This window comes from Sphingobacterium endophyticum (assembly GCF_009733535.1).
In the GTDB taxonomy this organism is placed as follows: domain Bacteria; phylum Bacteroidota; class Bacteroidia; order Sphingobacteriales; family Sphingobacteriaceae; genus Sphingobacterium; species Sphingobacterium endophyticum.
In genome coordinates, this window is the sequence record NZ_ML771899.1 from 547,493 (window position 1) to 566,105 (window position 18,613).

Annotated in this window: 17 protein-coding genes; 12 read left to right on the plus strand and 5 right to left on the minus strand. The window is 37.6% G+C overall.

Annotation, left to right across the window (positions count from 1 at the left end):
- Positions 1 to 615: 615 nt before the first annotated feature.
- From E0Y80_RS02405 to E0Y80_RS02435, 7 genes are all read left to right on the plus strand, one after another.
- The gene (locus E0Y80_RS02405) at positions 616 to 1,878 is read left to right on the plus strand and encodes an HD domain-containing protein (RefSeq protein WP_156305804.1); all 1,263 of its coding nucleotides are present in this window, start codon (positions 616 to 618) and stop codon (positions 1,876 to 1,878) included.
- A 17-nt stretch (positions 1,879 to 1,895) separates the two neighbouring features.
- On the plus strand, positions 1,896 to 2,933 hold the full coding sequence (gene lpxD, locus E0Y80_RS02410) for a UDP-3-O-(3-hydroxymyristoyl)glucosamine N-acyltransferase (RefSeq protein WP_156305805.1): 1,038 nt from the start codon (positions 1,896 to 1,898) through the stop codon (positions 2,931 to 2,933).
- Positions 2,934 to 2,973: 40 nt separating this feature from the next.
- On the plus strand, positions 2,974 to 4,368 hold the full coding sequence (locus E0Y80_RS02415) for a bifunctional UDP-3-O-[3-hydroxymyristoyl] N-acetylglucosamine deacetylase/3-hydroxyacyl-ACP dehydratase (protein ID WP_197091460.1): 1,395 nt from the start codon (positions 2,974 to 2,976) through the stop codon (positions 4,366 to 4,368).
- An 11-nt stretch (positions 4,369 to 4,379) separates the two neighbouring features.
- Entirely contained in the window at positions 4,380 to 5,171 is a 792-nt protein-coding gene (gene lpxA / locus E0Y80_RS02420) for an acyl-ACP--UDP-N-acetylglucosamine O-acyltransferase (RefSeq protein WP_156305807.1), read from the plus strand.
- A gap of 19 nt (positions 5,172 to 5,190) precedes the next feature.
- Entirely contained in the window at positions 5,191 to 5,811 is a 621-nt protein-coding gene (locus E0Y80_RS02425) for an ABC transporter ATP-binding protein (protein ID WP_156305808.1), read from the plus strand.
- A gap of 128 nt (positions 5,812 to 5,939) precedes the next feature.
- The gene (efp, locus tag E0Y80_RS02430) at positions 5,940 to 6,500 is read left to right on the plus strand and encodes an elongation factor P (RefSeq protein ID WP_156305809.1); all 561 of its coding nucleotides are present in this window, start codon (positions 5,940 to 5,942) and stop codon (positions 6,498 to 6,500) included.
- Positions 6,501 to 6,616: 116 nt separating this feature from the next.
- Positions 6,617 to 7,186, plus strand: coding sequence for a 5-formyltetrahydrofolate cyclo-ligase (locus E0Y80_RS02435; protein WP_156305810.1), 570 nt, complete (start codon positions 6,617 to 6,619; stop codon positions 7,184 to 7,186).
- A gap of 311 nt (positions 7,187 to 7,497) precedes the next feature.
- Here the strand turns inward: E0Y80_RS02435 and E0Y80_RS02440 are convergent, their stop codons facing one another.
- Together E0Y80_RS02440 and E0Y80_RS02445 are read right to left on the minus strand one after the other, a co-directional pair.
- Complete coding sequence (locus E0Y80_RS02440; protein ID WP_156305811.1) at positions 7,498 to 8,793, minus strand: HAD-IB family phosphatase; 1,296 nt, start codon at positions 8,791 to 8,793, stop codon at positions 7,498 to 7,500.
- A 24-nt stretch (positions 8,794 to 8,817) separates the two neighbouring features.
- Complete coding sequence (locus E0Y80_RS02445; RefSeq protein ID WP_156305812.1) at positions 8,818 to 9,783, minus strand: NAD-dependent epimerase/dehydratase family protein; 966 nt, start codon at positions 9,781 to 9,783, stop codon at positions 8,818 to 8,820.
- A gap of 111 nt (positions 9,784 to 9,894) precedes the next feature.
- Here E0Y80_RS02445 and E0Y80_RS02450 point away from each other — a divergent pair, with 111 nt between their 5' ends.
- The 4 genes from E0Y80_RS02450 to cydB all read left to right on the plus strand — a co-directional run bounded on the left by E0Y80_RS02450 (position 9,895) and on the right by cydB (position 14,925).
- A complete protein-coding gene (locus E0Y80_RS02450; RefSeq protein ID WP_156305813.1) occupies positions 9,895 to 11,082 on the plus strand; it encodes a formimidoylglutamase in 1,188 nt (395 codons plus the stop codon).
- Positions 11,083 to 11,109: 27 nt separating this feature from the next.
- Positions 11,110 to 12,432, plus strand: a complete 1,323-nt coding sequence (locus tag E0Y80_RS02455; RefSeq protein ID WP_156305814.1) for a DNA recombination protein RmuC — start codon at positions 11,110 to 11,112, stop codon at positions 12,430 to 12,432.
- Positions 12,433 to 12,510: 78 nt separating this feature from the next.
- A complete protein-coding gene (locus E0Y80_RS02460) occupies positions 12,511 to 13,851 on the plus strand; it encodes a cytochrome ubiquinol oxidase subunit I (RefSeq protein ID WP_156305815.1) in 1,341 nt (446 codons plus the stop codon).
- Positions 13,852 to 13,854: 3 nt separating this feature from the next.
- Positions 13,855 to 14,925 (plus strand): cytochrome d ubiquinol oxidase subunit II, encoded by a 1,071-nt coding sequence (gene cydB, locus E0Y80_RS02465; RefSeq protein WP_156305816.1) that lies wholly within the window; start codon positions 13,855 to 13,857, stop codon positions 14,923 to 14,925.
- Between the two features lie 92 nt (positions 14,926 to 15,017).
- Here the strand turns inward: cydB and ggt are convergent, their stop codons facing one another.
- The gene (gene ggt, locus E0Y80_RS02470; RefSeq protein WP_156305817.1) at positions 15,018 to 16,712 is read right to left on the minus strand and encodes a gamma-glutamyltransferase; all 1,695 of its coding nucleotides are present in this window, start codon (positions 16,710 to 16,712) and stop codon (positions 15,018 to 15,020) included.
- A gap of 63 nt (positions 16,713 to 16,775) precedes the next feature.
- Here ggt and E0Y80_RS02475 point away from each other — a divergent pair, with 63 nt between their 5' ends.
- Positions 16,776 to 17,537, plus strand: coding sequence for an endonuclease/exonuclease/phosphatase family protein (locus E0Y80_RS02475; RefSeq protein WP_156305818.1), 762 nt, complete (start codon positions 16,776 to 16,778; stop codon positions 17,535 to 17,537).
- A gap of 169 nt (positions 17,538 to 17,706) precedes the next feature.
- Here E0Y80_RS02475 and E0Y80_RS02480 read toward each other — a convergent pair whose 3' ends face one another.
- Positions 17,707 to 18,033 carry a nucleotide pyrophosphohydrolase gene (locus tag E0Y80_RS02480; RefSeq protein WP_156305819.1) on the minus strand — a complete coding sequence of 109 codons (327 nt, stop codon included), beginning with the start codon at positions 18,031 to 18,033 and terminating at the stop codon, positions 17,707 to 17,709.
- An 11-nt stretch (positions 18,034 to 18,044) separates the two neighbouring features.
- The gene (dtd, locus tag E0Y80_RS02485; RefSeq protein WP_156305820.1) at positions 18,045 to 18,503 is read right to left on the minus strand and encodes a D-aminoacyl-tRNA deacylase; all 459 of its coding nucleotides are present in this window, start codon (positions 18,501 to 18,503) and stop codon (positions 18,045 to 18,047) included.
- Between the last annotated feature and the right edge of the window lie 110 nt (positions 18,504 to 18,613).

Consider the following 18,613-nt stretch of genomic DNA (forward strand, 5'->3'; position numbering starts at 1 on the left):
TTGTATTTGACTTTAGTTTTAGTCGTGTTTTAGTCGTGTCTCATCCACATCTCGTCCAGCGGTTGTCCACAGCTCGTCCGCTCACGAGCGGACGAGCTGTGGACAATGTCATAACATGCTGCGGATGAGACACGAGCGAAACACGAGCAATACCAAAGCCAAGCCCAAGGAAAGGCACTAAAATAAATACGAAGTAACTCAGCTAATAAAATGTGATCTTATCCAGAAAATGGAGTATGAATTCGGATTTTAGAAGTTTTATCAATGGTTTTGTGACAAAACAATTTAATGTGAGCATGAAAATTTGGTTTGCATGTAGAAATGATGCTGATTATTTAGATATTTGGTTTTAATAATTTTTGTAGCTGATTATCTTGTGGTTAGCTTCATAAAAACAGGCTGTATAATCTTTGAAAAGCATATGTAATTGACAGTTTGTAGTTATTCAGCTAAGTTAAAAGTAACTGAAAGTAGGTAAAACCTAAATAATTGACTTTTTTTGGATTTTTTTTAACATTTATTAAGTACCATGTATGTATCTTTGCCCGTATCTTAGCCATGTTATAGCGGTTTATACGTATGGTTTTGGCGAGATTTTAATCACTATTTAGGCATTTGAATAAGAAAAAAATAATAAATGATCCTGTTTACGGTTTTGTTACGATCCCGTCCGGATTTATTTATGACTTGATTCAGCATCCTTACCTACAAAGACTACGATATATTAAACAAGTAAGTATGACCCATTTGGTTTATCCAGGGGCATTACATACTCGTTTTCAGCATGTTGTAGGTGCAATGCATCTAATGAGTCTGGCTATTGAAACCTTGCGTGGTAAAGGAGTTGATATTTCAGCTGAGGAAGAAGAAGCTGCATTGGCAGCCATTCTATTACATGATGTAGGGCATGGACCATTTTCCCATTCTTTGGAACACACTTTAGTTGAAGGTGTTTCACATGAAATAATCTCAGCGTTGTTGATGGATAAATTGAATTTGGAGTTTAAAGGACAATTGAATCTAGCAATAACAATTTTTAATGATCAATACCATCGGAAGTTTCTACATCAATTGGTTTCTAGTCAATTAGATACAGATCGGATGGATTATTTAAATAGAGATAGTTTTTTTACAGGTGTTTCTGAAGGTGTCATATCCTTTGATCGCATTATTAAGATGCTGAATGTAAAGGATGATGAACTGGTGGTAGAAGTAAAGGGGATCTATTCTGTAGAAAAGTTTTTGATAGCAAGAAGGTTGATGTATTGGCAAGTTTACTTGCATAAGACAGTTATAGCTGCGGAACAAATGCTGATTAAAGCACTTACTAGAGCTAAAGAGTTAAGCAATCAAGGAGTTAAACTGTTTGCTACTCCTGCTTTAGATCATTTTTTGAACAATAAGATAGATAGATTGACATTCCTGTCGGACGAGTCGCATTTAGAATGGTTTACTCGTTTAGACGACACAGATATTCTATCAGCGATCAAGATTTGGGCTGACCATGAAGATCTAATTTTGAGTATGTTATGTTCAAAAATTATCCGTCGGGAATTGTTCCGAACGGAATTAAGCAACACTCCTTTTTCTGAAAGTTATGTTTCAGAGTTAAAAGAAAGGGTAAAGGAAAAATTTGCAGTGGAAGGAGATGAATTGGACTATTTTGTTTACCAGCAGACCATTGGTAATAATGCCTATGATTCTTCGGTGAGCAAAATCTGTGTGATGATGAAAGATGGGCAGTTGCAGGACATTGCAGAAGCTTCGGATTTGTCGAATATTGAATCCTTATCTAGGCGAGTAGAGAAATATGCCATTACTTACCCTAAGGAGATAGGTCTGATAACATCAGGCCAAGAAATGATTATAAACATATAAAATACAAGTATTACTTAATGCAATTCACCGCGGAACAAATAGCGACATTACTTAAAGGACAAGTAGAAGGGAACCCTTCCACTGTAGTTGATCAGCTTTCAAAAATTGAAGAGGCCGTATCGAGCAGTTTGACTTTTTTAGCGAATCCAAAGTACGAACACTATATATACGAAATTGAGGCAGGAATCATTGTAATCAATGAGGATTTAGTTTTACAAAAACCAGTAAAATCCACCTTAATTCGGGTTAAAAATGCTTACACAGCATTTACTGAGCTATTAAAGCTATATGATGAAATGCGTAACGAGCGAAGCGGGATTGACGAACAAGTTTATATCCACGATACGGCAACGATTGGCAAGGAACCATACATTGGTGCCTTTAGCTATATTGGTAAGAATGTTGTAATCGGAGATAAGGTTAAGATCTATCCACAAGTATATATTGGAGACGATGTAACGATTGGAAACCAGGTGGTTTTGTTGCCTGGAGTGAAGGTATATAAGGATTGTGTGATTGGGAATAAGGTAATTATCCATGCGGGGTCAGTCATTGGGAGTGATGGATTTGGATTTGCGCCAAAGGAAGATGGATCTTATGATAAAATCCCACAAATAGGTAACGTTATCATTGAAGATGATGTAGAGATAGGTTCAAATACGGTTGTAGATCGGGCAACAATGGGCTCTACACGTATTTTGAAAGGGGTTAAACTGGACAATCTAATTCAGATTGCCCATAACGTTGAGATTGGCAACAATACAGTAATTGCGGCACAAACTGGAATTTCCGGTAGCACAAAGGTCGGACCTAACGTTGTATTAGGAGGACAAGTTGGCGTTGTGGGTCACATTAGCATTGCAAAGGGTTCACAAGTTCAGGCGCAATCTGGAATCAACCGATCGATTACAGAAGAAAACAAGAAATGGGGCGGAAGTCCGGCATTTCCATATAATAATGAACTTCGCTCTCAAGTGTTATATTCTAAGCTTCCGGAGCTTGAAAAGCGCATTGCAGAGTTGGAGAGGCAGTTAAATGATAAAAATAATAGCTAACTTTACAGGATAATTTTTTTGCAAAATACTAATGTTAGATATGAATGTAAAACAGAGAACCATTAAATCTGACGTCCAATTTTCGGGCGTTGGTCTTCATACTGGTAGGCAAGTAAATGTCACATTAAAACCAGCTACTGAAAACCACTGGTATAAATTTAAACGAGTAGATTTAGATGGTCAACCGATTGTAAATGTAGATGCTGATAATGTAACCAACACGGCACGAGGAACGACAATTTCTCAGAACGGTGCATCGGTGAGTACTATTGAGCATTTAATGGCGGCATTAGTAGGCTTGCAATTGGATAATATATTGATTGAAATTGATGGTCCTGAGGTTCCGATATTAGACGGTAGCTCAGCAATCTTTATTGAGAAAATTCAAGAAGTAGGTTTTCAGGATCAAGATGCAGACCGTGATTATTTCGAAGTTACGGACAATATTCATTTTACTGACGCAGAAAATAAGGTTGAAATCGTAGCAATGCCGGTTGATGGCTACCGTATAACCTGTATGATTGATTTTAACTCACCAGTATTGGGAAGTCAGCATGCCTCGATCAGTAATTTAGATGAATTCAGTAAAGAAATTGCAGGATCAAGAACCTTCTGTTTCCTACATGAGTTGGAAGCCTTGGTAAGTCAAAATCTAATAAAAGGAGGTGATTTGTCCAATGCGATAGTTATTGTTGATAAAGAAGTTTCAGAAGGGGAACTTGATAAATTGCAGGATTTATTTCATAAAAGGGTAGAGGTGGCTCAAGAAGGTATTTTAAATAATATTTCATTACGCTATCAAAACGAGCCTGCAAGACATAAATTACTAGATATGATTGGTGACCTGGCATTGGTTGGGAAACCTATTAAAGGACATATCATGGCGGCACGTCCTGGACATGCGGCGAACGTTGCATTTGCAAAGCGAATTAAAGGGCAGATGAAACGTGAACGCAATAAAAAGAATGTAAAGGTTTATGACCCGAATACCCCACCGGTATATGATACTGTTCAGATTATGAATATTTTGCCTCATCGTCAGCCATTTTTGATGATTGACAAGATATTGGAACTGTCGGAGACACATGTGGTAGGACTAAAGAATGTGACGATGAATGAAGATTTGTTCATGGGTCATTTTCCTGGGGCTCCCTTATTTCCGGGTGTATTGCAGATTGAGGCAATGGCACAAACGGGTGGTATTTTGGTGTTAAACACTGTTCCAGACCCTGAGAACTGGTTAACATTATTCTTGAAGATTGAGAATGCAAGGTTCAAGAATCAAGTTGTACCGGGGGATACTGTTATTTTCAGCTGTGAGTTATTGGAGCCAATCCGTAGGGGGATTGCGCGTATGAAAGGAGTAGGAATGGTCGGTGACAAGGTAGTGAGTGAGGCTGAATTAATGGCACAGATCATAAAGGTCAAAGGATAAAACGAAGAAGAATGATTCAACCATTATCATATATACATCCTGAAGCAAAGATTGCACAGAATGTGGTCATAGAGCCATTTTCAACGATTCATAAGGACGTTGAAATTGGAGAAGGTACTTGGATAGGTTCAAACGTGACCATTATGAATGGCGCGAGAATTGGGAAAAACTGTAAAATTTTTCCAGGAGCTGTAATTTCAGGAGAACCTCAGGACTTAAAATTTGAAGGTGAGATCACAACAGCGGAAATTGGTGACAATACCACAATCCGTGAATGTGTAACCATCAACAGAGGAACTAAAGATAGATATCGTACTGTTATCGGTAAGAATTGCTTAATTCAAGCATATAGTCATATCGCACATGACTGTATCATTGGTGATAACTGCATATTTTCGAACTCGAGTACATTGGCGGGGCATATCACAGTTGGCGACTACGTTGTATTAGCTGGTATGGTTGCTGTACATCAGTTTTGTAAGATCGGTTCACATGCATTTGTAACTGGTGGTACATTAGTGAGAAAAGACGTTCCTCCGTATATTAAAGCTGCGAGAGAACCAATCTCCTATGCCGGCATCAACTCGGTAGGTTTAAGGAGAAGAGGTTATACGAATGAGCAAATCAATGAAATTCAAAATATTTACCGTGTATTGTTCGTTCAGCACAGTAACTTAGGTAAAGCTTTGGATATTGTTGAGGCTGAATTTGAGGCGACAGAATTAAGAGATGAAATTCTGGGATTCGTAAGAGCATCCAACCGAGGAGTCGTTAAAGGATTTGGACAGGGAAAAAGTTTATAACCATTAATTGAACTACTATTTGAATATAACTTTACAAGATATAGGTAGGAGGTATAATAGAGAATGGATTTTTAGACATCTCGATTATACCTTTTCTTTTGGAAACAGCTATGCTATCTTAGGTCCAAATGGATCGGGGAAATCCACTTTAATCAAGGTATTGACAGGATCATTAACACCCAGCGAGGGGAAGATGTCGTTTACAGATGCAGGGAGGGATATTGAGATTGAGCACGTTTTTAAAGGAGCAAGCCTTGCTGCACCTTATGTTGAGTTAATCGAGGAGTTTACCCTGCAGGAGATGATCGATTTTCACTTTAAGTTTAAGACTTATTTGCCAGGGTTTGATATGTCAAGGTTGCAGGAGATTTTGGGGTTTACAAAGAGTACCTTTCAAAAAGAAATCAGGCATTTTTCTTCAGGGATGAGGCAGCGGGTAAAATTATTGCTTGCATGTTGTTCTGAAAGTAAGTTGTTATTTCTAGATGAGCCAACAAGTAATCTTGATAAAGATGGCGAAAAGTGGTATTTAGACCTGTTGGATCAGACGAAAAGTGAAAGGATTTTGATTGTAGGATCAAACCAAGAGCATGAATATTCTTTTTGTAATGCGTATTTACAAATTATGGATTATAAATAAGGTGAATTCGGTGTTTTTTATATTGCTAATCAATTGTTAAGGAATAGTAAGAACTTTCATGATTGTTGGAGAATCTTGAGGATTCCTGAAAGTTTTTTATATTTTTGCGGAAGAAATTTAGAATAATTATGGCAAAAGCTTCAGACGTTAAAAGTGGAAATATACTTCGTTTCAATGGGGAATTAGTATCGGTTGAGGAATATATTCACCGTACACCTGGAAACTTACGTGCATTCTATCAAGCAAGAATGCGTAATGTTAAAACTGGAAAGTTAGTAGAATATAGATTCAGAACAGATGAAGAGGTAGAAATTGCTCGAGTTGAGACGAATGACTATCAATATTTATATGAGGATGGAGAATTTTTCGTGGTTATGGATAACGAATCATACGAACAATTCAATATTCCAAAAGGCTTGTTTGGAGATACAGCACGTTTCTTGAAAGAAGGAATGAATGTTATTGTTGCTTTTGAGAGTGAAGAGGCAATTATGGCACAGGCACCAGCAAGTGTAGAATTGGAAATTACATACACAGAACCAGCGGTTAAAGGCGATACTTCAACTAACGCATTAAAGAATGCAACGGTAGAAACCGGAGTTGAAATCCGTGTTCCCTTATTCATTAATCAGGGAGATCGCGTTAAAGTAGATACCCGTACTGGAGACTACATGGAACGTGTAAAATAAAATATTAGGTTTAGGTTGATTATTCGGTCTTGTTAGCTCCCAAGCTTCAAGGCCGTTTTTTATGGAATTTGTTTTATTTTTAGTGAATAATAACAATCTACTGGAATTCAATTCAAATGAACAAAGCAGAAATAAGAGCTGAATACAAATTAAAGAGAAACAATCTCTCAGAGTCACAGGTCAAGGCTAAGGATATTTTAATTTTTGAAGAGTTAAAGCAATTTGATTGGTCGGATATTCAATACCTACACTGCTATTTGGCGATTGCAAAATTTAAAGAATTTGACACTTCGATATTTATAAAATGGATTTGGACCCATTACCCCGATATTAAAATCGTGATTTCGAAATCGGACTTTCAGACTCATCTACTTAAGCACTATATCTATGATCCGCATACGGAATTAATTTGTAATCCATGGGGTATCCCTGAACCAATTGCTGCAGAAGAAGTGGAAGCTAAGGTAATAGATTTAGTATTAGCACCTTTATTGGCTTTTGATGTATTAGGAAATCGAGTGGGGTATGGAAAAGGGTTCTATGATCGATTCTTTGCATCATGTAGACCTGAAGTTATTCGGGCAGGAATTTCCTATTTTGAACCGATTGCTGAAATTAAAGATATCAGAGCATGGGATGTTCCAATCTCAACTGTGTTTACCCCGGGGAAAACTTTTTTTCTTTAATAGCATGTTCGTGTTCTTTGTTAGAAAAATTGGCTATAAAAATATACTTTAATAAAATATAGGTCGTTTAAATAGTAAACAATGCAGCATTGCTGTTCAAACAGCATCGAATTGTACTTTGATTATAAGGAGATATGGGATGTAACCATCCAAGTTGATGGTTGTTCTGAAAATAAAAGAAAGTTTGTCTAAAAAGCAGAATAAGCAATTTTCGTTATTTACTCCCTATAATGCTATTTAAGGCATCAAGTTTTGGCTAGAAACCAAAACATTAGTTTATCCATGCTTTTTAGACACAAACTTTCTTTACTCTATTTATATAGAATCCTGAATTTTATTGTATTGTCCACTTGTTTTAACTGCTTGAGCATTTGTTTGTCGTAAGCAGCGTCAATATCGGTAACAGCATAGCCGATTTCTCCCCGTGTCATTAAAAATTGGGAAAAGATATTGATGTTGTTTTCTGCATAGATATTATTGATCTGAGCCATGATTCCGGGAACATTTTTGTGGATATGCAATAACCGATGTGCCCTTGTTAAGTTTGGTAGGGTTAAGTTCGGGAAATTCCTACTTTGAGCTGTATCTCCATTATTGATAAAGTCAGCCATTCTCCTAGGAATATATTCAGCATTTCTTTTTTTGTTCTTTTTATCATCGAATACCACGATGCCCTTTTCATTACAGATCATTTTGGACAAATGTCCTTTTACATCGCCCAAATAACCAATCGTTTTCAATTTATCGGCTCTTGCCAGTACATCATCTTCAATTTTTTCACCAGGTCCAAGCAATAGCATTCCAACATCCTTGACATATTTTTCTTCGAGGGTTTCTTTTACGCGAATTGAAAATCCATCTCTTTTCAGAATATGTGCAGCAATTTCAGGTACCTCACCAACGATCAGGCAAAGGATTCTGTTTTTCGGATAGGAGATGGCTCTGGGAAGGTCATTGACATAAAGGAATTCATCAAAACTTGGAGCAATGTGATCAGCTTTATCGGTAACGGATTGTCTTGATATATTTTCCGTAAAAGCATAGAACTTCTCAATCAATCCAGATTCTTTCAATTGGAAATCGGAGTATCCGTCACCAATTCCAAAGATTCTACCATTAATGTTCAGTTGTTTTAATAGTTTAACTTTACCGCCTTCGTCAGAAAGAGGATTTTCTTCATCATAGCCAATAATATTTCCTTCTTTATCAAATTTAAAGGTGTTGGCATAGATATTTTCTTTTTTGATATGGTAGGGGCTAACAACCGGAGTAATAAATTCTTTAAAACCACCAGAAACAATCCATGCTGTTTCAGAATGTTCCCTAAAAAATTCTTTATTTCTACTGAATGATTTGGAGACCTTCTTTTTTAGATGAGCAATCAACTTGTCTAAATGATCGCGGTTTGCCTGCAAAAGGTTAACACGACCAGCTAAGCTTTCGCGGAAAGAAATCTTTCCTTCCATTGCCAAATTGGTAAATCTTTCAATTTCTTTATAGATTTTTTCTTGGTCAGGATGATTCTCTAAAGAAATTCTTGCTAATTCGTCTAGGGCTTCGACCTGTGTAAATGTACTGTCGAAGTCTATGATGTAATAGTTTTTCACTGTTTATGTAAGTTTAGATTGTGACTATAAATAATAGGCTTCACAAACTTCCTTTAGGGTTTGATCTAAAGGCTTGAAGGTATAGCCTAGTTTTTCCTTAATTTTGGAATTATCGTACTGTAATTTGCTGTTTGCTGCCCTTGCTGATTCTTTCGTAATAGCGGGTTTCTTACCATTAAAAAAGGAAGAAACTTTCGCCAATCTCCATGCTAAAGATAATAGTTTAGGAGTAGCTTTAATGTTTGGTGCCGGCTTCTTCATCAACACACTTATTTTCGTCAGCAATTCCTGATTGCTAATGTTTTCTGAATTTAAGATAAATCGTTCGGCCGTAATATCACTATTCATTAACAAGATCATAATCTTGGCTACGTCACTTACATCCACAATACCTACGGAACCTTCTGGATAAATTTTATTGCCTTTGTTTACCAGGTTGAAAATAGCACGAGATCCTTTTTCCCCCCATCCCAATCCCATAATTACGGATGGATTGACGATTACAGCATCGAGACCTTCTGCAATTCCACGCCACACCTCCATTTCACTTTCATACTTTGCAAGGGAGTATTTAGAAATCTTAGGATTATATTCCCATTTATCATTTTCATTAACAGGCAGTCCTTTTTTATTGAATCCCAAAGCAGCGATAGAACTGACATGAAGCAATCTTTTGTTATGATCTAGGCAAAGGTTAACGATATGTTTAGTGCCTTCAACATTTGTATGGATTATTTCTGCTGCATCTTCTTTTTGATAGGAAACTTTAGCAGCGCAGTGATAAATCTGATCTACTTTAGGAATTATGTCCTCAAGAATGAAAAAATCAGTGATTTCAGCATCAACCCATTGGATGAGAGATGAAGAGCGGAGCTGTTCAGGAATTATAGATGATGATCTTTTTAGCGCAATCACACTTTGCCCATCATCAATGAGATATTGCAATAATGTAGACCCTAAAAAACCTGTTCCGCCAGTTACTAAAATCACTTCCTAACTTATTGTTGAAAAATTATGTAGTTCAAAAGTAAGTTAATAAATGCATATTTGCTAAATACAAGAGGATAATCTCAAGAAAAATTGAGGAATTAGACAATCAATATGACATTAGCAGATTTTTTATCACCCATCTCCCCGAAAGAACTAGGTCTTCCTGCAGACTATTACAATTCACAATTCGGAAAATCGATTGAAAAATATACGGACCGATTTCCAGATTGGGAGGAGGAAGGTAATTACCCGCAGCTTGCAATATTTGGGGTTGAGGAGGGTAGGTCTGCTGTCAATAATAACGGGACACAAAAGGGTCCGGATATGGTCAGGAAACATCTATATGACCTTTATCAAGGAGATTATTCGGTTAAAATTGCTGATTTAGGAAATATTAAGGCCGGATCCACTGTAAGAGATACATACGTTGCTGTGAAATTGGTCATGGAGGAGCTGATGAAGAAGGGGATCATACCCATTTTGATTGGCGGAGGCCAGGATCTTACGTATGCACAATATACGGCTTATGAGAATTTGGAGCAGCGTGTTGATGTTGCGGTAATCGATTCAAGGTTTGATTTGGACCAAGAAAATGCCGAGGATATGCCATTAAATTCTCAGACTTACCTTAACCATCTGATATTACATCAACCAGATTATTTATTCAATCTCAGTAATATTGGGTATCAAACATATTTAGTAAGTAAGGAATCGATCAATATGTATGATAAGCTATTTTTTAATGCGATGCGTTTGGGTAGTTTTTCAGGCAAACTTGATCAAGCAGAGCCGATCGTTAGGGCGGCAGACATGGTAAGCTTTGATATCGGAGCAGTTCGGGCATCAGAAGCCTGTGGGAATGCAAATGCAGGCCCCAATGGTTTATATGGTGACGAAGCATGTCAATTAGCGAGATATGCGGGGATGTCAGATAAGTGCAGTTCCTTTGGGATTTATGAATATAACCCAACCTTTGATCCCATGGGTCAGACGGGAATGTTAATTGCACAAATGATATGGTGTTTCATTGACGGTTTTTACAGTCGGAAAAAGGATGCTCCCATGTATCCAAAATCGAATTATATTATTTATCGTACGACTTTAGAAGCAGACGATTATGAGTTGGTTTTTGTAAAGAGTAAGAAGTCTGACCGTTGGTGGATGCAAGTTCCTTATTTTGGTTCGAAATCTGTCAATGAAAGGTTTTACCTGGTCCCATGCCGGTATGAGGATTACCAATTGGCTGTATCTGGGGATATGCCGGATTTATGGTGGAAAACTCATCAAAAATTACAGTAATTAATAATTTCAGAAGGGATCCTGAAAATGGAAGTTATCTATCCAATTTCATTAATATTATTAGTGCTTATATGCGGATATCTGATTTGGCGTAATGCCAGGTCTGTTTCGCGTGAGGAGCATAACAGGTCTCAAGACCTAGTCAAGGATCTGCAGGTTGAATTTGCGAAGGTTCAGGAACGCGAAAAGTTGCTGGTATCAGAACGGGAACGTTTGTTGAAAGAGCTCAAAGATGAAGTTCAAGTTAGGCAAAGTGTTGAACGTAGCCTTGATGGTACAAATGCATATCTACAAGCACAGCAGGAGAAATTTGCTGATCAAAAAACTGAAATAGAACAGATGAAATTTCAGTTCAATAACGAATTTCAGGTTTTAGCAAATAAGATTCTGGAGGAGAAATCCAGTAAATTCACCCAACTGAACCAGCAGAATCTTTCTCAAGTTTTAGAACCATTAAAGGAAAAAATCAAGATTTTTGAAGAGAAAGTTGAGAAGTCCTATCAACAGGAATCTGCAGAACGTCATGTTTTGAAGGGAGTTGTTGAACAGTTAATGCAGCAGAGCATCCAAATTAAAGATGAGGCGAATAATCTTGCCAAGGCCTTAAAGGGAGATAATAAAAAACAGGGAAATTGGGGCGAGGTGATTTTGGAAAGGGTATTGGAGCGTTCGGGTCTATTGAAGGATCAAGAATATAAGCTTCAGGCTTCGGTACAGGAGATTGATGGAAAGCGGTTCCAGCCAGATGCCATCATCTATTTGCCAGATGAAAAACATTTGATAGTGGATGCAAAACTATCGTTGGTGGCTTATGAACGAGCTGTAAATGCCGATACAGATGAAGATAGATTGATTTTTGTAAAACAACATGTACAATCTATAGAAAATCATGTTCGAGATTTATCAGCGAAGGATTACCATGCATTATACGGGATACATTCCCCAGATTTTGTCTTATTATTTATTCCAATTGAATCTTCACTTAGTTTAGCTGTAAACCATAAACCAGAACTATTTAGTGATGCTTGGGACCGTCGGGTTGTCATTGTGAGTCCATCTACATTATTGGCAACATTGAGGACAATTGCAAGTGTTTGGAAACAAGAACGGCAGAATAGAAATGTGCTGGAAATTGCTAAAGAGGCAGGTCTATTATATGATAAATTCGTAGGCTTTTTACAAGATATGGATCAATTACAATCCATTATTCAAAAAGCTTCAGAGAAGCATGAGGATGCGATGAAGAAATTGAGTTCCGGTTCTGGCAATGTCATCCGGAAGATTGAGCAATTAAAAACCCTAGGCGCGAAGGCCAATAAACAGATTGGAGATAAATACAAAGAGGAATAGTATTCACTTTATTTGTTTGATTTTCAGTATTAATAAATTAAATTTAAGGAAAGTTTCAACCACAAACTAACTTTTCTTATGGAAGATATGATTCTCTATAATCGGCTTCAATTTGCATTCACGATTACCTTTCATTACCTCTTTCCACAACTTACAATGGGTTTATCCCTGATGATCGTTTATTTTAAGTGGAAATTCCTTCGGACCAATAATATCCTTTATAATGATGCCTCCAAGTTTTGGATGAAGATCTTTGCTTTAAATTTTGCAATGGGTGTTGTTACCGGTATACCTATGGAGTTCCAATTTGGTACGAATTGGGCAAAATTTTCTGAATTGACAGGCGGCATCATAGGACAAACCTTAGCCATGGAAGGCATGTTTTCTTTCTTTTTGGAATCATCATTTTTGGGGATGTTTATCTTTGGTGAGAAATTACTTGGTCATAAGCTGCATTTCTTATCTGGGCTTTTGGTTTTTATAGGTTCTTGGGCATCTGGATATCTAATATTAGCCACACATTCATGGATGCAGCATCCTGTAGGATACGAAATACTGGAAAACGGAAAGTTTGTCCTTAATAATTTTTCAGCACTATTTACAAATCCGTGGTTATTGCCATCTTATTTGCATAATCAAGCTGGTTCATTGGTTACATCTGCCTTTTTTGTATCAGCTGTAGGAGCTTTCTATCTACTCAGCAACATACATCGTGAATACGGACAAGTTTTTCTAAAAACAGGAATTGTCTTTGGATTAATAGCCTCTATTGCTGTTGCTTTTCCAACTGGAGATATGTTGGCAAAGAATGTCGTAAAACATCAGCCTGCAACATTTGCTGCCATGGAGGGGATTTTCGAAACTGAAAAAGGGGGGTCTGAAATTATTTTGATAGGTCAGCCAGACATGGAAAATAAAAAGTTGGACAACAAAATTGCCGTTCCCAATGTACTGAGTTTTCTTACTTACCAAAGGTGGCATGCAACTATTAAAGGGTTGAATGAATTTGACGAAGATATACATCCTACGAATGTTCCCGGTCTATATTATAGCTATCACATAATGGCTGGCCTAGGAACGATATTTATTGGGGTTATGGTTATTGCTGCGTTTTTGCTATGGCGCAAAAAATTATATCAAACTAAATGGATCTTATGGATTTTAATGTTTATGATTCCGTTTCCCTATATCGCGAATACTGCAGGATGGTATACTGCAGAATTGGGTAGACAGCCCTGGTTAGTTTTTAATCTGATGCGGATGGTAGACGGAGTATCTCCCACAGTTTCTTCGGGGAATACATTATTTACTTTGTTAGGATTTGTTGGATTGTATATCTTATTGGGCTTATTATTTCTGATGCTGGTATTAAAGATAATCAGAAAGGGTCCTGAAACTAATTTAGCACTAAAATCATAGGTTATGGAAATGTTCTGGTATATCATTTTGGTATTTATGTTAGGCATGTATGTGGTTCTAGACGGATATGATTTTGGGGCAGGAATCGTGCACTTGCTGTTTGCAAAGACAGATGATGAGCGAGCAGCAATACGGAATTCGATTGGACCATTTTGGGATGCAAATGAAGTTTGGTTAATTGCTTCGGGAGGGGTTTTGTTTTTTGCATTCCCTACGCTATATGCATCTGCATTCAGTGGCTTTTATCTTCCCTTGATGATGGTGCTCTGGTTTTTGATATTTAGGGCAATTGGACTGGAACTGAGGGGACAGATCCATAACCGCCTATGGGAAAAATTTTGGGAAAAGGCTTTTGGAATTGCAAGTTTGTTTTTGGCAATTTTCTTTGGAGCGGCACTGGGTAATGTAGTGCGTGGTGTGAATTTAGGGATGGTCGAAAATGGATTGTCTACCCAAGAACCTCAATATTTCTTCTTACAGTTATGGAACCCTACATTGGATCCATTGGCAGAGGTACATGGCATTATTGATTGGTTTACTATTCTTTTAGGAGTGGTTTCGGTGATTACATTGACCATTCATGGTTCGAATTGGATTATCCTTAAAACATCTACAGACCTTAACCGAAGACTAAAGGGTATTATTTTCAAATTAAATATTGCATTGGTCTTATTGGTAATTGGGACGGCAGCCTTATGGCAGTATGTCAAGCCATTTCCGCTGAATAATCTAATAGGTCACGCTTGGTTATGGATTTTTCCATTAATTGCTGGAATTGGACTAATTGGACAATTTTGGATCAAGAAGTTTAAAAAGGATGGTATGGGATTTTTATTTTCCACTTTATTTATACTTGGCAGCTTTGCAACAACAGTTGCATCACTTTTTCCGAATGTACTACCATCCACAAATTCTGTTAACCCATCCTTAACAATTTACAATGTGGCTGCTCATGAATATGGACTTTCCGTTGGATTTAACTGGTTTGTCATTGCCTTTCTTCTGGTAGTCATCTATTTTATCATACAATTCCGGGTATTTAAAGGAAAGTTGGATGATGTTGGGGGGCATTAGTTGAGTCTTTAGTAATTAGTATTTAGATGCTTGTATGTTTTTTCTGACTATACAAAAATCTAAATACTAAATACTTTCTACTAAATACTACCTTAATATCCCACGGCTCTGTCGTCACCGCGGTGGTCAGCTCCGGTTTGGAGTTTGCCATTTTTGAGGATGACGATATTTTCTACACGGCCAATAGGGCTTCTTTCGTTGATTTTATATCCGTCCTCGCTGAGGCTTTGGCGGGTTTTTTCATCGATAGCACCTTCTTCAGCATCGACTACGTCAGGTTTCCATTGGTGATGGAAACGGGCAGCGGAAACGGATTCTTGTGCTGTCATATCAAATTCCAGGACATTCAGGATTGTTTGGAATACAGATGTTATAATGGTAGAGCCTCCAGGAGTTCCTACAACCATTTTTAATTTTCCGTCCTCTTCGACGATTGTTGGCGTCATTGCGCTTAACATACGTTTTCCTGGTTCAACAGAGTTTGCTTTTCCACCCAATAAACCATACATATTTGGAGATCCAGGTTTCACGGAGAAATCATCCATTTCATTATTCAATAGGAAACCAGCCCCATCAACCCATACCAATGATCCATAAGAACCATTAATGGTTGTTGTTAAAGAAACTGCATTGCCTTCTTTGTCAACAATGCTATAGTGGGTAGTCTGCTCAGATTCATATCCAGGGAATTTGGAAGCCTTTACATCATCACTTGGGGTAGCTTTTTCTAAGCTAACTTTAGACATACGTTCTTGATTGAATTTAGCGTCTGTAAGATTGGCTACCGGCACACGATAAAAATCAGGATCGCCTAAGTGTGTTGCACGATCAGCATACACTCTACGTTCTGCTTCGACCATCGCGCGAACTGTGCTGTCGCTTTGAAATCCCCATTTTTTCAAGGGATAGTTTTCTACAGATTGCAACAAGGCCATAAGAGCAACTCCACCACTGGAAGGCGGCGGCATGGAAATGATTTTGTGATTTTTATACATGCCAACAATCGGATCTCTCCAAGCGGCCTGGTAATCTTCCAAATCCTTAAGGCTGATGATTCCGTTGCCTCTTTTCATTTCGGCAACGATGAATTCGGCAGTTTTGCCTTTGTAAAATCCATCACGTCCTAGTTCAGCGATACGCTTTAATGTTTCAGCCAATTCTGATTGTACGAAATTGTCGCCTTCTTTCCATTCGGCATCACGAATAATAGCGGCACCATTGGGGTTAAATTTTTTAAATCTTTCTTGATAACGGTTGAATTCACCGGCTTGCTGTTTTGTAAGGGCAAATCCTTTCGATGCAAGATCAATTGCAGGCTGCAATAAGTCCTTCCAAGGAAGAGAGCCATATTTTTTGAATGCTTCATCCATTCCTCCTACGGATCCCGGAACACCAGCGGCTAATTGTCCATAAAGACTTAAGTCAGTTATTGGGTTTCCGTTTTGATCAAGGTACATGTCTTTGAAAGCTTTAGAAGGAGCTTTTTCGCGGAAATCTAAGGACGAAATCTGCCCATCTTTAGCACGGTAAACCATGAATCCACCGCCACCAAGGTTTCCCGCATTTGGGTAAACTACTGCCAATGCAAATTTTACAGCAATAGCTGCATCAACTGCATTACCGCCCTTTTTTAATATTTCTACCCCCACCTCTGAAGCTAATGGGTGAGCCGTCACAACCGCACCATTTGCAAACTCAGTTTGCAGGTCAGCAGTCTTTTGATTCACTGAACAGGAGCCCAGGAAGAAGACGATTATGAATAAATAGATCAAATTAGGTTTTTTCATGCGGCTAAGATAATAAATTGGTAATATTTGATGAATTATATTAACTTCAATAAAAATTTAATTATGCGTTTTCTAAGCCTTTTCCTAATGCTTTTTGTAAGCATTCAACTAAAATCACAGACTGTAAAAATCTTGACCTATAATATTCATCATGCCAATCCACCATCTGCTGCCAATAAAATTGACATTGAAGCTATAGCAAAGGTGATTAATGATTCCAAGGCGGACATTGTTGGCATTCAAGAGGTTGATATCAATGTTTCACGTTCTGAAATGATGAATCAAGCTGAGAAACTAGCTGAACTGACAGGAATGGATTACTTCTTTTCTAAAGGCATCGACTTAGAAAAGGGTTATTATGGTACTGTAATCCTAAGTAAGCATAAAATAGTTGGAAAAAGGAGGTATGATCTACCTATGCCGGTTGAAAGTGAGAATCGTTCCTTGGCGATTGTAGACGTTGAACTTCCTGATGGAAAAACAATTTCCCTGGCGAATACACACCTTGACCTGAAGGAAGAAAATAGGATCGCTCAAGCAGAATTTATCAATGAACTGGGAGAGCTTTATAGTAAGCCTCTGATCCTTGTCGGAGACTTAAATGCAACCCCCAACTCTAAGCCTATTGAAATTCTTGAAAAATATTTTGTTAGAAATACCTCAAGTAACCAACCAACGTCTCCAAATGTAAATACCAAAAATGAAATCGATTATATCATGGTATTGAAAAACAAGAAATTTAAATGGAAAGAATATAAAGTAATCAAGGAAGAATATGCCTCTGACCATTTGCCGTTGTATGCGGAGGTAGTATTTAGTAATTAGTAGTTAGTATTTAGTAGTTAGTAGTTAGACAATAGACAATAAGACAATAAGAGCCGATTTGGTGGGATAATTTGTATAGTTGTTAGCGCATTGAGATTTTTTTGGAAAGTTTTGATGTTTGATAATTGATAATGTGTAGAGGGGTGGTTTAGGAGTTTATTCCTAAGTATTATTTTAGTTTTTCGTTGTTTTTGTGTCTGTTGCTGTCGCGCATATTTTTTTTATCGAGGTTTTTTTCCAGCGCTGTTGTGAGGTCAATGCCTGTTTGATTAGCTAAACAGATTAAAACAAAAAGGACATCTGCCATTTCATCGGCTAGATTAACTTCTTCATCTGATTTCTTAAAAGATTGTTCGCCATATTTTCTTGCCATGATTCTGGCGACCTCGCCTACTTCTTCCATTAACATGGCGGTATTGGTCAATTCGTTAAAGTAACGAACTCCGGTGGTTGTGATCCATTGGTCTACTATTTCTTGTGCTTCTTTAATTGTCATTGTTTTGATGGTTAATGGTTATCCCTGTCTTTTGTGTTCATGATAATGGTAACTGGTCCGTCATTGAGTAGGTCGATTTTCATGTCCCCTCCAAAAACGCCCATTTGGACTTCTTTGCCTAATAATTCGGTTAGGTATTTTCCCATTTCTTCGTACATAGGTTTTGCTTTGTCGGGTTTTCCTGCACGGATAAAGGAAGGTCTGTTGCCTTTTTTTGTTTGTGCAAATAAAGTGAATTGGGATATTAGAAGGATATTTCCGTCTAGGTCCTGCACGGATTTATTCATTAAGCCTTGTTCATCGGAGAAAATGCGTAGGTTAACTAATTTTTGTGCCAGCCATTGCAGGTCTTCCTTGGTATCTTCTTCTTCGACGCCTAGGAGAACAAGGAGCCCCTGGTTAATTTTTCCTGTTATCTGTTGGTCTACTGTACATGAGGCGTGGGTTACACGTTGAATTACTGCTCGCATGGGATTAAAAGTATTAAGTATAATTGATTTTGGCAAAATCAATTGGTTTTTTCAATGCCATCGGCATGGCATAGCTATAGAAAAAAAGTAAATAAAAAAACAAACACCGT

What these genes read in the sequence shown, in the direction of transcription:
- lpxD (WP_156305805.1), top strand. Translation starts at nt 1,896, where the DNA reads ATGCAATTCACCGCGGAACAAATAGCGACATTACTTAAAGGACAAGTA.
- E0Y80_RS02415 (WP_197091460.1), top strand. Translation starts at nt 2,974, where the DNA reads ATGAATGTAAAACAGAGAACCATTAAATCTGACGTCCAATTTTCGGGC.
- lpxA (WP_156305807.1), top strand. Translation starts at nt 4,380, where the DNA reads ATGATTCAACCATTATCATATATACATCCTGAAGCAAAGATTGCACAG.
- efp (WP_156305809.1), top strand. Translation starts at nt 5,940, where the DNA reads ATGGCAAAAGCTTCAGACGTTAAAAGTGGAAATATACTTCGTTTCAAT.
- E0Y80_RS02435 (WP_156305810.1), top strand. Translation starts at nt 6,617, where the DNA reads ATGAACAAAGCAGAAATAAGAGCTGAATACAAATTAAAGAGAAACAAT.
- E0Y80_RS02450 (WP_156305813.1), top strand. Translation starts at nt 9,895, where the DNA reads ATGACATTAGCAGATTTTTTATCACCCATCTCCCCGAAAGAACTAGGT.
- E0Y80_RS02455 (WP_156305814.1), top strand. Translation starts at nt 11,110, where the DNA reads ATGGAAGTTATCTATCCAATTTCATTAATATTATTAGTGCTTATATGC.
- E0Y80_RS02460 (WP_156305815.1), top strand. Translation starts at nt 12,511, where the DNA reads ATGGAAGATATGATTCTCTATAATCGGCTTCAATTTGCATTCACGATT.
- cydB (WP_156305816.1), top strand. Translation starts at nt 13,855, where the DNA reads ATGGAAATGTTCTGGTATATCATTTTGGTATTTATGTTAGGCATGTAT.
- ggt (WP_156305817.1), bottom strand. Translation starts at nt 16,712, where the DNA reads ATGAAAAAACCTAATTTGATCTATTTATTCATAATCGTCTTCTTCCTG.
- E0Y80_RS02475 (WP_156305818.1), top strand. Translation starts at nt 16,776, where the DNA reads ATGCGTTTTCTAAGCCTTTTCCTAATGCTTTTTGTAAGCATTCAACTA.
- E0Y80_RS02480 (WP_156305819.1), bottom strand. Translation starts at nt 18,033, where the DNA reads ATGACAATTAAAGAAGCACAAGAAATAGTAGACCAATGGATCACAACC.
- dtd (WP_156305820.1), bottom strand. Translation starts at nt 18,503, where the DNA reads ATGCGAGCAGTAATTCAACGTGTAACCCACGCCTCATGTACAGTAGAC.